Consider the following 11796-nt stretch of genomic DNA (forward strand, 5'->3'; position numbering starts at 1 on the left):
GATGCCGCCTCCAGTCGGGGCTGCCCACCTCGCCAGCCGGGCCCGAACGGCACAGCCCAGCGACGCCGCCTCCGGTCGGCGCTTCCCCACCGCGCCGACCGGGCCCGATCGGCGCTGCCCGCCGGCGCCAGCCACGCCGGTTGGCGCGGCCCCGCCGGGACGAGCCAGGCCATCGGCGCTGCCCGCCGGCGCCGGCCACGTCGGTCGGCGCGGCTCCACCAGCCCGAGCCAGGCCATCCGCGCTGGCTGTCGGCGCCCCTCGAGCCGGTCGTCGAACTCGGGGAAAGTTTTTTGAACCGCCCTCGGCGGGGGTCCGTGTAGTGGGTATCAGGCAGCCGCACCGAGCGGCGGGAAAACCCAACGGACACAAGGAGAACTTCCATGCTTCGCACGCGCATCGCCGTCTCCGTCGCCGCGGCGGCAGCCGGGCTGGCAGTGCTCACCGCTTGCTCGGGTGCCGAGACTGCCCAGCCGGTTGTCGCTCCTGCGGCGGCCGGGGGCACCGGGGGCGGCCAGGCCGCCAACGGCCAGGTCGGGAACGCTGCCCCGGCGTCGAACGAAGGCAAACTCGTCGTCGCCGACGTGGCCGACATCGGGCAGGTGCTCACCGACCAGAACGGCATGACCCTCTACCGCTTCGACAAGGACACCGCGAAGCCGCCGAAGTCCAACTGCGACGGTGACTGCGCGAAGGCCTGGCCGCCGATGCTGGCCACCGGGGACGTCCAAGTCCAAGGTGTCGACAAGAACATGGTCGGGAAGGTGACGCGCTCCGACGGGACCGAGCAGATCACCGTCGGCGGGTGGGCGCTCTACCGCTACGCCAAGGACACCAAGCCCGGCGACGCGACCGGCCAGGGTGTCGGCGGCGCCTGGTACGCGGCGAACGCCAAGGGCGGGAAGGCCGGGCAGGCCGCTGCGGCCGGCTCCGAGGCCGGTGTCGTCAAGCTCAGCGCCAGCAAGATCGACGGCCTCGGCGACGCGATCGTCGACCAGAACGGCATGACGCTCTACCTGTTCCAGAAGGACACCAAGAAGGCCAAGACGTCCGCCTGCAACGGTGACTGCGCCAAGACGTGGCCGCCGGTCCTGTCGGGCAACGGCAAGGTGGAGCTGCAGGGCATCGACTCGAAGCTGCTCGGCAGCATCAAGCGCCAGGACGGCACCGAGCAGGTGACCATCGGCGGCTGGCCCGTCTACAACTTCTCCAAGGACCTGAAGCCGGGCGACGCGAACGGCATGGGCGTCAACGGCACCTGGTTCGTCATCGAGCCCAACGGCTGCAAGGTCGGCACCACTCCCAGCACCGCCAGCCAGGCTCCGGCGGCCAACAGCGGTACTGGGAGCAGCAACGACAACTCGGGTGGCACCGGCACCACCTACTGAACTCCTGCTAGTGGGCGAGGCCCGGCGGACGCTCTTCGCGAGTGACCTCCGGGCCTCGCTCCTTGTGGTCACGACGCAGGAACGACCGGCGGCGCGGCTCCTCGACCACCTCGTCGGTGCGGTGGACGTCGGTGCGGCCGACATCCGTGCGGCCGACATCCGTGCGGTCGACGTCGGTGCGGCCGAGGTCCGTGCGGCGGCCGCGGTCGATGACCTCGGTGCGCTCGCCGCGGTCGATGACCTCGGTGCGCTGCTCGGCCACCGCCGGCTCGTCGGCCGTCTCGTCCTCGGGCAGCAGGATGGTGCGGCGGGCCGGCAGGACCGCGATCAGCAGGCCGAGCGCGGCGACGCCGAGGTGCAGCCACGTGTCGGCGCGGCCGAGGTCCATCGGGTTGCCGGCGTTGGCGAAGGGGTTGGTCGAAATGAGGCCGTCGATCATCAGGCCCCACACGAACAGCAGGCCGTAGCCGATGAACAGCAACCAGCCGAACGCCCGCGCGCGGCCCGAGCCGAACGCCAGCAGCAGGCCGACGACCCCGGTCACGACGCGGACCAGGCTCATCAGCGGGTTGGCGGAGAACCGCCAGATCCCGGCGTCGTGGTGCCCGGCGAAATTGCCGAAGCCGGTCCTGGTTAATCCGATGATGCCGACGACGAGGAACGCGATCCCAGCCAGTCCGGCCAGCACCTGCGCCGGCTGCAGGCCTCGGACCCGGATGCGGGCGCCTTTCGCGTGAACCATGACTCCAGTCCTTCCCAGCGGGTGGTGACGACCGTCACCGCGCTGGAGTACCCCGCGACCACGGGCAGTGAAACGACGGTGCTTGCCCGCAGCGCCCCTCCGCGTTCCCGGTTCGGGCCCCCTTCGAGAGCTATCCCACAAAGCGGCCCGTTCGGGCGAACAGCGCACCGCCTTCCCGGCAATCCAGGTCATGCGCAAGCTGAGCGGGATCTTCCTGGTGGGGCTGTGTCTGGGGGCAATCGGCGCGGTGGTGGTGACGGCGGCGCACGGCAACGCCGCGGCACCCCAGCCCATCGCGGTCACCGGGATCGCGGTGATGTCGGCCACCCCGGCGCCGGTGTCCGTGACGCAGGCCACGCCGACGCCGAGCAAGAGCCCGGCCACGACTCCCGAGCGCAAGGTGGACGCCGCCGCGCTGGCCGAGATCGTGCGCGACGGCAAAGTCAGCGCCGTCGTCTTCGACCGGGTCCACCGGGTCGCGACCGTCTCCGTGGGCGCGGACCGCGGGTACACCTCCGCGTCGGTCGTGAAGCTGCTGATCGCGCTTTCCGTGCTCGAGCAGGACGGTCCCGTGGCGGACGTGCAGCGGATGCTGTCCCGCAGCGACGACGACCTCGCGAGCCGGTTCTGGATGGCCTACGGCGGAACGGCGATCGTCACGCGCTGGGCCGGGAAGCTGGGCCTCACCGGCACCCGGCCGCCGGCGGATCCCGGCCGCTGGGGCGACACGCGCATCACCGCGGCGGACATCGTGAAGGTCTACCAGCACCTGCTGGACCACAAATCCACCGCGATCCTGACCGCGCTGCGCAACGCGACCGAGCGGGGCTCCGACGGGTTCCGGCAGTACTTCGGCATCCCGGACGCCGCCGCCGGGCGGCCGTGGGCGGTGAAGCAGGGCTGGTCCTGCTGCCGGCCGGCGCGCACGCTGCACACCACGGGCGTGGTCGACGAGGACATCGTGGTGGTGCTGACCGAGCACCCCGCGTCGGTCGACTACACCACCGCGGCGAAGCGGGTCACGGAAGTCGTCACCACGCTGCTCGGGTGAACGCGGTCACTGGTCGGTGTCCGCCAGCGCACCCGGCGCGCCCGAGCGCGGCAGCGGCCACGGCTGCACCCCGCCGGTGGTCTCGACCTGCCGCCCCGGCTGGGCGGGCGGAACCGTGTGGGCCCCGATCCAGACGAGGATCTCGGGGATCTGGGACTTGAAGGTGTTCATGTTGTGGCCCGCGTCCGGGACGCGCCACGACTGGAAGCGGACCGGCGGCCGGACGGCGGCGCGGATCAGGTCGGCGGCCGCGCCCTCGAACTTCTCCTTCTCGCCCCAGATGGCCAGGATGTCCACCGGGGACGGGTGGAGGCGGACCGTGATGCCGACGTTGTTGGCGTCGTCGACGTCCTGGCGGCCCTTGTAGAGGTTCTCCGTCTCGGCGTCCACCTGGGCGCGGTCGTAGCCGCTGACGCTGACCGCCTGGCCGTACCACTGCGGGTGCCGGGTCACCAGGTTCAGCGCGCAGTAGCCGCCGGACGACCAGCCGGCGAAGGTCCAGGCCTTCCGGTCCGCCGCCACGCCCAGCTTCTGCAGGGCCCACTCCCGCAGGTCCGCCGTCAGGTACGTGTCGTTCGCGGTGCCGTTGACCTCGTCCACGCATTCGGTGTCGTGGCCGATCTTCGGCACGCCGGTGGGGTCCGGCATGATCACGACGACCGGGGGCAGCACGCGCTTGGCGATCGCCGCGTCGAGCTGTTCCGGGAGCTTGTACCCGTCGGTGACGACCTCGGGGCCGGACGGGTAGTTCGGGATCCACTCGACGGCCGGGAACCGCAGGCTCCGGTACGCCGCGTCGAAGTACTGCGGCGGGAGGTACACCGTCACGTCGCGGGTGAGCTTGGTGCGCCGGCCGGTCACCTTCAGGTGGACGACGGTTCCCTTGCCGTCCTTGGCGTGCGCGGCGCCGACGTCCCGGACGACCTCCAGGTTCTCGCCGTTCTGGGTCGTCTCGGCGTCGATGCTGTCGGCCGCGTAGACGCCGGTGCCGAGCAGCGAGCCGAGCGTCGGGAAGAACCCGCCGATCATGTTGCCGGCCAGGCCCGTGGTGACCACGATCGAGACGACCGCGCAGAGGATGGTCACCGTGCGCCACACCAGCTTCCGCTTCCACCGCTCCCAGAACAGCGGGATGGCGATGATCGCCAGCAGCGTCACGACGATCACGATGGCCATCGTGATCGGCGAGTCGAGCCGGATGCGGCTGAGGTGCATGACAAGGGTCCTTCCGGGCGGGCAGAAGTGCGCGCCCGGATCGCGGGACTCGCGTATATATCACGTTTGAGCCCCCTTGCACGTTGCGGCCCTGTGACCTCCGTCTCAAGACCGCAACGTGTTGCGCACTCAGCGTTCTCTCAACTACTTCGCCAGCGCGCGGGAAAGCACCGTGACCGCCTGGGTGATCGCGGCCTCGGCGGCGTGCGTCTCGCGGAGCGCGTTGACCATCACGAAGTCGTGGATGATCCCCTGGTAGCGGACGGCCGTGACGGGCACACCGGCCTGACGCAGCTTCGCCGCGTACGCCTCACCTTCGTCGCGGAGCACGTCGGCTTCGCCGGTGATGACCAGGGCCGGCGGCAGCCCGGCGAGCTCGTCGAGCGACGCGCGCAGCGGCGACGCCGTGATCTCCGCGCGCTGGGCGGGGTCGGTCGTGTACTGGTCCCAGAACCACTTCATGCCTTCGCGGCCGAGGAAGTAGCCCTCGGCGAACTCCAGGTACGACCCGGTGTCGAAGTTCGCGTCGGTGACCGGGTAGAAGAGCACCTGCTGCTTGAAGGTGACGTCGCCGCGCTGCTTGGCCAGGATGGTCAGCGCCGCGGTCATGTTCCCGCCGACGGAGTCGCCGGCGATCGCGATGCGCGAGGGGTCGAGCCCCTTCTCCCCGCCGTGCTGCGCGACCCACTTCGCCACCGCGTAGCTCTCCTCGATGGCGATCGGGTAGCGCGCCTCGGGCGAACGGCTGTACTCCGGGAAGACGACGGCCGCGCCGACACCCGCGGCCAGTTCGCGCACCAGCCGCTCGTGGGTGTGGAAGTCGCCGAACACCCAGCCGGCGCCGTGGATGTACACGATCACCGGCAGCGGACCGGAAACCCCGGCCGGGCGGACGATCCGCGTCTCGACGTCGCCGTTCGGGCCGCCGGGGACGGTGAGCACCTCGATCTCGGCGGCGGCCATGGCGACTTCGCCGTCCTGGACGCCGTCGACGGCCTTGCGCCCCTCCTCGGGGGCCAGCTGGAACAGGTACGGCGGCTGGTCGGTGGCCTCCGCGAAGGCCTGTGCGGCCGGTTCGAGGGCCAGGTTGTGCGGGTTGGCGGTCATGTCGTCCTCCTGGGGCTGGAAGCTGCTGTCTCGAAGGTAGCTCGCAACTCAGTTGTGCACAACTAATTTGACCCCAATGAGATACAGGGCACTTAAGTTGCTGGCCAGGGGCAAGTCGGGGACCATGGAGAGTTACGGGAAGAGGGAGGCGCCATGGCATCGCTGCGGTTGGACGACCAGCTCTGCTTCGGGCTGTACTCGGCGTCGCGCGCGGTGACGTCGCTGTACCGGGTCGTCCTGGACGACCTCGATCTGACCTATCCCCAGTACCTCGTCATGCTCGCGCTCTGGGAGCAGGACCACCGGCTGGTGAAGGAACTCGGCACCGAGCTGAACCTCGACTCGGGCACGCTCTCGCCCCTGCTCAAGCGGCTGCAGACCGCGGGGCTGGTGGTCCGGGAACGGCAGGCCGACGACGAGCGCTCGGTCCGCGTCAGCCTGACCGAAGCCGGGACGGCGCTGCACGAGAAGGCGCGGGGCATCCCCGACGTCATCGGGGCGGCGATGAACCTGGACGAAGCCGGGCTCGCCCGGATGCGCGCCGAGCTGGACCGGTTGACGGAGTCCGTGAACGCCTATCGGGAGGCGTTGGCCCCGGCGTGATCGCGGCCGTGGCAGCATGGGCGCCGAAGGGGTGGCCATGATCAACCACGACGACGCGCTCAAGGCCGTCGAAAGCAGTCTCGACCGGCCGTCGGCGGCGCGGATCTACGACTACTTCATCGGCGGGGACACGCACTACGCCATCGACCGCGAGTTCGCCGAAAAGGTCCGCGCGCGGCTGCCGCTCATCGGCGACTACTGCCTGACCAGCCGGCAGTTCCTGGGCCGCGCGATCCGGCAGTGCGTCCGCGAAGGCATCCGGCAGTTCGTCGACGTCGGATCCGGGCTCCCGACCGCGGGCAACGTGCACGAGGTCGCCGACGAGGCCCGGCCCGAACTGGACACGCGGGTGCTCTACATCGACAACGAGCCGATCGCGCTCGCCCACTCGACGTTGCTGCTCGCCGACACCGCCGATCCGGAGCGCCACCACGCGATCGCCGCGGACTTCCTGCAGCCGGACGACCTCTGGGAGCGGGTCAAGGCCTCGGCGATCATCAACGTGCGCGAGCCGGTCGCGCTGGTGATCAACGCGGTCATGCACTTCGTCAAGGACGAGCAGAACCCGGACGCGCTGCTGGCCTTCTACCGCGAGCGGGTGGCGCCGGGTTCACTGCTCGTGCTTTCGCAGATGACCAACGAGAACCCGGTCAACGAAGACGAGCGGCAGGCGCTGCTCGACCTCCTCGAGTACTACGAGACGACGACGAACCCGGGTTTCCTGCGGACGATGGCCGAGTTCGAACGCTTCTTCGGCGGCTGGCCGATGCTCGAGCCGGGGCTGGTCTACGCGCCGGCGTGGCACCCGGACGAGCACACCGTGTTCGCCGGTTCGCCGTCGGAGTCGCGGGTGATCGGCGGCGTCGCGCGCAAGCCCTAAGACGCTTCGCGCAGGCTGTCCAGCACTTCCAAGACCGCGCTTTTGCCGAGTTCGACGGCTTTGCGCAGCACTTCGGGGTCGCGTTCCAGCACGGCCACGTCCGGCGCGCCCCCCGGCGGGCGGACGCTCAGGACGCGCGGATCCGACGCCAGGGTCTCCTCGTCTTCGACGTCCCGCCGGTAGGTGTCCTGCCAGGCCGGGATGGCGCCGGGCGCCTGCCGGCGCAGGAACCGCGGCACGACGACGTCGTGCACGCGCGGCGGCCGCACCGGTAGTTCGTCGGCGCGGCGGGTGCGCAGCACCAGGACGTCGGTCGCGCCCTGGGCCAGCGCGGTGCGATACGGGATCGGCTCGGCCACCCCGGCGTCGACGAACCGGCGGCCGGCCATCGGGATCGGCGGCCCGGCCAGCACCGGCATGCACGACGACGCGGCGAGCGCGACCTTGATCGCGGCGACGTCGTCGAGGAAGGGGTGCAAGTCGGTCGACTCGCCCGTGTCGGCGTCGGTGGCCAGCGGGTGGAACGTCACCGGATTGGCCAGGATCGCCGGGAAGTCCATCGGCTCCAGCACCGAGTACACCTGGTGGACGAGGTACTCGAGGTCGATCACCGCGCGGCCGCGCAGGGTGTGCAGCGGGTTGATGATCCGGCGCATGACGACGGGGTTCCACCAGGTCCGGACGCCGGTCGACGAGCGGCCGCAGAGCAGCCAGGCGCCGTTCAGCGCGCCGGCCGAAGAGCCGTAGACGGCGTCGAAAGCCGGTGTGACACCGAGTTCGTCGAGCGCCAGGACCATGCCGCTGGAGTACGTGCCGCGGCTGCTGCCGCCTTCGATGGCGAGCGCGAGCCGCCGCCCGTCGGTGCGTTCGCCCGGGACGCTGCCCGCCGCCATCCGTTCGGAGATGAGTTCGAGTACCGGGTGCACTCCTCCCATCCTGGTCGTTTCCCGCGCGGAGTCGACCCGATTTATCCCGCCTCCCGGGTGGCGTGATGCGCGCCTCGTTGCACTGCAACTCGTTGCATAGCACCCTCGCACCATGGCACTGGAGCACGCGATCCTCGTCTCGCTGTCCGAGCGCGCCGGCTCGGGCTACGAGCTCACGCGCCGGTTCGAGAAGTCGATCGGGCTCTTCTGGAGCGCCACCCACCAGCAGATCTACCGCGTGCTGAAGCGGATGGAAGAGGCCGGCTGGGTCGCCGTCGACGTCGTCGCGCAGTCGGGGCGGCCGGACAAGAAGGTCTACACCGTCAGCGACGCCGGACGCGCGGAGCTGGTGCGCTGGCTCGCCGAACCGGATCCCTCCGCCGGACCGGTGGAGCTGGCCGTGAAGATTCGCGGCGCGACCTTCGGTGATCCGGTGAAGGTCGCGGAGGAGATCGTCCGGCACCGCGCGCGGCACGCCGAACGCCTCGACGTCTACCGCCGGATCGAGAAGCGCGACTTCGCCTCACCCGCCGCGCTGACCGGCCAGGACCTGCACCAGTACCTGGTCCTGCGCGGCGGCATCCGCGTCGAAGAAGGCCAGGTCGAGTGGTTCGACGAAGTGCTGGCCGCCCTCCACCACCCCAAGGACGCCCGATGAGCCCGTACCCGCACCTGCTGTCGCCGTTGGACCTCGGCTTCACGACGCTGCGCAACCGCGTCCTGATGGGGTCGATGCACACCGGCCTGGAAGACAAGGCGTCACACTTCCCCGAGCTGGCCGAGTACTACGCCGAACGCGCTCGCGGCGGCGTCGGGCTCATCGTCACCGGCGGGTTCGCGCCGAACCGCACCGGCTGGCTGCTGCCGCTCGCGTCGAAGCTGACGACGTCCGCGGAAGCGCGACAGCACCGGCAGCTCACCGCGCCGGTGCACGAAGCCGGGGGCAAGATCGCGCTGCAGATCCTGCACGCGGGCCGGTACGCCTACCACCCGCTGAGCGTGTCGGCGTCGAGCATCAAGGCGCCGATCAACCCGTTCCGGCCGCGCGCGCTGACCGGCTACGGCGTCCGCAAGCAGATCGACGCCTTCGCGAACTGCGCCGCGCTCGCGCGCGAGGCGGGCTACGACGGCGTCGAGATCATGGGCTCCGAGGGCTACCTGATCAACCAGTTCCTCGCCGAGCGCACCAACAAGCGCACCGACGCCTGGGGCGGCACACCGGAGAAGCGCCGCCGGTTCGCCGTCGAGATCGTCAAGCGCACCAGGGAAAAGACCGGCGACGACTTCATCATCGTCTACCGGCTTTCCCTGCTCGACCTCGTCCCGGGCGGCCAGCGCTGGGAGGACGTCGTCGCGCTCGCCCAAGAGGTCGAGGCCGCCGGCGCCACGATCATCAACACCGGCATCGGCTGGCACGAAGCCCGGGTGCCGACGATCGTGACGTCGGTGCCGCGCGCCGCCTTCACCTGGGTGACCGGGAAGCTCAGGCCGCACGTGGGCATCCCGGTCGTCACCTCGAACCGGATCAACATGCCGCAGGTCGCCGAGGAGGCCTTGAGCAGCGGCGACGCCGATCTCGTGTCGATGGCCCGGCCGTTCCTCGCCGACCCCGAGTGGATCCGCAAGGCCGAGAGCGGCCGCGAGGACGAGATCAACACCTGCATCGCGTGCAACCAGGCCTGTCTGGACCACGCCTTCCAGCGCAAGCTCGTGTCCTGCATGGTGAATCCGCGCGCCGGCCACGAAACCACGCTGACGCTTTCGCCGACGCGGCGGTCCAAGCACGTCGCGGTCGTCGGTGCCGGGCCCGCCGGGCTGTCGGCCGCGACCGCGCTCGCCGAACGCGGGCACAGCGTCGAGCTCTTCGAAGCCGACGACGAAATCGGCGGCCAGTTCGGCATCGCGCGCAAGATCCCCGGCGAGGAGGAGTTCGCCGAAACCATCCGCTACTACCAGCGGCGGCTCGAAGTGACCGGGGTGAAACTGCACCTCGGAAAGCGCGTGACGGCGGCCGACCTGACCGGCTTCGACGAGGTTGTGCTGGCCACCGGGGTCGCGCCGCGGGTGCCGTCGCTGCCCGGGATCGACCACCCGAAGGTGCTCTCCTACGTCGACGTCGTCAAGCACGGCAAGCCGGTCGGCACGCGGGTCGCGGTGATCGGCGCGGGCGGCATCGGCGTCGACGTCAGCGAGTTCCTCACGCACGCGGGCTCGCCGGCCTTCAACCTCGACGCGTGGCTGGCCGAATGGGGTGTCACGGACCCGGAACAGGCGGCGGGCGGGCTCGGCACGCCGCGGCCCGCGCCGTCGCCGCGGCAGGTGTACCTCCTGCAGCGCAAGAAGTCCGGGATCGGGGCCGGGCTCGGGAAGACGTCCGGCTGGGTGCACCGGGCCGCGCTCAAGGCCAAGGGTGTCGAGCAGCTTCCCGGCGTCACGTACGAGCGGATCGACGACGACGGCCTGCACATCACCGTCGACGGCACACCGCGGCTTCTCGAAGTCGACACGGTCGTCGTCTGCGCCGGTCAGGAACCGGTGCGGGAGCTCGCCGGCGACCTGCGGGCGAAAGGCCTGCCCGTGCACCTGATCGGCGGGGCCGACGTGGCCGCGGAACTCGACGCGAAACGCGCGATCGACCAGGGGACGCGGCTCGCGGCCGCGCTATAGCCCGCTAGGCGTCCGGCACTGGCAGGATGGGCCCCGTGCGAGACGTATGCGTGATCGGGCTCGGGCTGATCGGCGGGTCGCTGCTGCGCGCGGCGGCCGCCAGCGGCCGCACGACGTGGGGTGCCGCGGTATCCGAAGTGGACGCCGACGCGGCCAGCAGAGCGGGTTACGACGTCACGACCGACGTCGAAGCGGCCCTGCACCGGGCCTCGGCCCAGGACGCGATGGTCGTGCTCGCCGTGCCGCTGCCGGCGGTCGAGGACCTGCTGCGCCTGGTCAACCAGCACGCGTCGCACTGCCTGCTCACCGACGTGACCAGCGTGAAAGCGCCGGTACTGGACGCGGTCCGCCGCCGGGTGCCGTACACGCGGTACGTCGGCGGGCACCCGATGGCCGGGACGTCGAACTCGGGCTGGCTGGCCGGGGACGCCGCGCTGTTCCAGGGCGCCGCGTGGGTGGTCGCCGTCGAGGAGGACACCGACCTCGAAGCCTGGGCCGAAGTGGCGAAGCTCGTGCTGGACGTCGGGGCGCACGTCGTCCCGCTGCCGGCGGAGTCGCACGACGAGGCCGTCGCCCGGATTTCGCACCTGCCGCACCTGCTGGCGGCGATCCTGGCCACCATCGGCGCCGAGGGCGGCCCGCTGGCGATGTCGCTGGCCGCCGGGTCCTACCGCGACGGCACGCGGGTCGCCGGGTCGAACCCCCAGCTGGTCCGGGCGATGACCGAAGGCAACCGGGACGCGCTGCTGCCGATCGTCGACGAAGCTCTCGGCCGGCTCGGCGCCGCGCGCGGCTCACTGGCGTCGACCGGCGGGCTCGCGGCCACGATCAACGCGGGATACGAAGGCGCGCAAGCGCTTGCCGCCAGTCTCGACGTCGAACGGGCCGGGGTCCGGATCAGCCTGTCCGCGCCGGACGCCCGGCAGGGCCTGATCGCGCTCGGCGAGCGCGGGGGCCGGATCACCGGGCTGTCCGACGGGATCGCGACCGGCGAGGTCCAGTAGTCACCGATCGGGCGTGTCGTCGAACTTGTTGAGGAAGTCCTTCGCCTTCTCGACGCCGGTGTCGATCTGGCTGTCGTGTCCGGCGAACTTCGACTTCGCGAAGTCGGCGGCCTTGTCGAGGCCTTCCTCGATCTTGTCGTTGTGCTCGCGCAGGGCCTCTTCGGCCTTGCCCTTCAACGCTTCGAAGTCGATTCCCATGGGTGCATTGAACAGCA

At 70.8% G+C, this 11796-nt stretch carries 12 protein-coding genes; 7 read left to right on the plus strand and 5 right to left on the minus strand.

The window, feature by feature from the left end:
• Positions 1-381: 381 nt before the first annotated feature.
• Positions 382-1386, plus strand: coding sequence for an SCO0930 family lipoprotein (locus tag ACLJOU_RS01235; protein ID WP_410562168.1), 1005 nt, complete (start codon positions 382-384; stop codon positions 1384-1386).
• A gap of 7 nt (positions 1387-1393) precedes the next feature.
• Here ACLJOU_RS01235 and ACLJOU_RS01240 read toward each other — a convergent pair whose 3' ends face one another.
• On the minus strand, positions 1394-2128 hold the full coding sequence (locus tag ACLJOU_RS01240; protein ID WP_410562170.1) for a DUF4383 domain-containing protein: 735 nt from the start codon (positions 2126-2128) through the stop codon (positions 1394-1396).
• A gap of 190 nt (positions 2129-2318) precedes the next feature.
• On the opposite strand from ACLJOU_RS01240, the gene ACLJOU_RS01245 reads away from it, so the two are divergent.
• On the plus strand, positions 2319-3179 hold the full coding sequence (locus ACLJOU_RS01245) for a hypothetical protein (RefSeq protein WP_410562172.1): 861 nt from the start codon (positions 2319-2321) through the stop codon (positions 3177-3179).
• Between the two features lie 6 nt (positions 3180-3185).
• On the opposite strand, the gene ACLJOU_RS01250 is transcribed toward ACLJOU_RS01245, so the two are convergent.
• Both ACLJOU_RS01250 and ACLJOU_RS01255 read right to left on the minus strand, forming a co-directional pair.
• Positions 3186-4394: an alpha/beta hydrolase-fold protein gene (locus ACLJOU_RS01250; protein ID WP_410562174.1), complete on the minus strand. Its 1209-nt coding sequence runs from the start codon at positions 4392-4394 to the stop codon at positions 3186-3188.
• A 144-nt stretch (positions 4395-4538) separates the two neighbouring features.
• Positions 4539-5501: an alpha/beta hydrolase gene (locus tag ACLJOU_RS01255; protein ID WP_410562176.1), complete on the minus strand. Its 963-nt coding sequence runs from the start codon at positions 5499-5501 to the stop codon at positions 4539-4541.
• 153 nt (positions 5502-5654) lie between these two features.
• On the opposite strand from ACLJOU_RS01255, the gene ACLJOU_RS01260 reads away from it, so the two are divergent.
• A complete protein-coding gene (locus tag ACLJOU_RS01260; RefSeq protein ID WP_410562178.1) occupies positions 5655-6104 on the plus strand; it encodes a MarR family winged helix-turn-helix transcriptional regulator in 450 nt (149 codons plus the stop codon).
• Between the two features lie 37 nt (positions 6105-6141).
• A complete protein-coding gene (locus ACLJOU_RS01265; protein WP_410562180.1) occupies positions 6142-6984 on the plus strand; it encodes an SAM-dependent methyltransferase in 843 nt (280 codons plus the stop codon).
• On the opposite strand, the gene ACLJOU_RS01270 is transcribed toward ACLJOU_RS01265, so the two are convergent.
• The gene (locus ACLJOU_RS01270) at positions 6981-7919 is read right to left on the minus strand and encodes a patatin family protein (protein WP_410562183.1); all 939 of its coding nucleotides are present in this window, start codon (positions 7917-7919) and stop codon (positions 6981-6983) included. The two genes, ACLJOU_RS01265 and ACLJOU_RS01270, sit on opposite strands and share 4 nt — an antisense overlap.
• A 103-nt stretch (positions 7920-8022) precedes the next feature.
• Between ACLJOU_RS01270 and ACLJOU_RS01275 the strand changes: the two genes are divergently transcribed.
• The 3 genes from ACLJOU_RS01275 to ACLJOU_RS01285 are packed head-to-tail and all read left to right on the plus strand — an operon-like array spanning position 8023 to position 11581.
• Entirely contained in the window at positions 8023-8568 is a 546-nt protein-coding gene (locus ACLJOU_RS01275; protein WP_410562184.1) for a PadR family transcriptional regulator, read from the plus strand.
• Complete coding sequence (locus ACLJOU_RS01280; RefSeq protein WP_410562187.1) at positions 8565-10577, plus strand: FAD-dependent oxidoreductase; 2013 nt, start codon at positions 8565-8567, stop codon at positions 10575-10577. The genes ACLJOU_RS01275 and ACLJOU_RS01280 overlap by 4 nt, the downstream gene beginning before the upstream one ends.
• 50 nt (positions 10578-10627) lie before the next feature.
• Complete coding sequence (locus ACLJOU_RS01285) at positions 10628-11581, plus strand: prephenate dehydrogenase (protein ID WP_410564650.1); 954 nt, start codon at positions 10628-10630, stop codon at positions 11579-11581.
• On the opposite strand, the gene ACLJOU_RS01290 is transcribed toward ACLJOU_RS01285, so the two are convergent.
• Positions 11582-11779, minus strand: a complete 198-nt coding sequence (locus ACLJOU_RS01290; RefSeq protein WP_043788515.1) for an antitoxin — start codon at positions 11777-11779, stop codon at positions 11582-11584.
• Positions 11780-11796 lie beyond the last annotated feature (17 nt).

This window comes from Amycolatopsis sp. cmx-4-61 (assembly GCF_046548775.1).
GTDB lineage: Bacteria > Actinomycetota > Actinomycetes > Mycobacteriales > Pseudonocardiaceae > Amycolatopsis.

What these genes read in the sequence shown, in the direction of transcription:
- ACLJOU_RS01260 (WP_410562178.1), top strand. Translation starts at nt 5,655, where the DNA reads ATGGCATCGCTGCGGTTGGACGACCAGCTCTGCTTCGGGCTGTACTCG.
- ACLJOU_RS01270 (WP_410562183.1), bottom strand. Translation starts at nt 7,919, where the DNA reads ATGGGAGGAGTGCACCCGGTACTCGAACTCATCTCCGAACGGATGGCG.
- ACLJOU_RS01235 (WP_410562168.1), top strand. Translation starts at nt 382, where the DNA reads ATGCTTCGCACGCGCATCGCCGTCTCCGTCGCCGCGGCGGCAGCCGGG.
- ACLJOU_RS01280 (WP_410562187.1), top strand. Translation starts at nt 8,565, where the DNA reads ATGAGCCCGTACCCGCACCTGCTGTCGCCGTTGGACCTCGGCTTCACG.
- ACLJOU_RS01245 (WP_410562172.1), top strand. Translation starts at nt 2,319, where the DNA reads ATGCGCAAGCTGAGCGGGATCTTCCTGGTGGGGCTGTGTCTGGGGGCA.
- ACLJOU_RS01265 (WP_410562180.1), top strand. Translation starts at nt 6,142, where the DNA reads ATGATCAACCACGACGACGCGCTCAAGGCCGTCGAAAGCAGTCTCGAC.
- ACLJOU_RS01255 (WP_410562176.1), bottom strand. Translation starts at nt 5,501, where the DNA reads ATGACCGCCAACCCGCACAACCTGGCCCTCGAACCGGCCGCACAGGCC.
- ACLJOU_RS01290 (WP_043788515.1), bottom strand. Translation starts at nt 11,779, where the DNA reads ATGGGAATCGACTTCGAAGCGTTGAAGGGCAAGGCCGAAGAGGCCCTG.
- ACLJOU_RS01275 (WP_410562184.1), top strand. Translation starts at nt 8,023, where the DNA reads ATGGCACTGGAGCACGCGATCCTCGTCTCGCTGTCCGAGCGCGCCGGC.
- ACLJOU_RS01250 (WP_410562174.1), bottom strand. Translation starts at nt 4,394, where the DNA reads ATGCACCTCAGCCGCATCCGGCTCGACTCGCCGATCACGATGGCCATC.
- ACLJOU_RS01240 (WP_410562170.1), bottom strand. Translation starts at nt 2,128, where the DNA reads ATGGTTCACGCGAAAGGCGCCCGCATCCGGGTCCGAGGCCTGCAGCCG.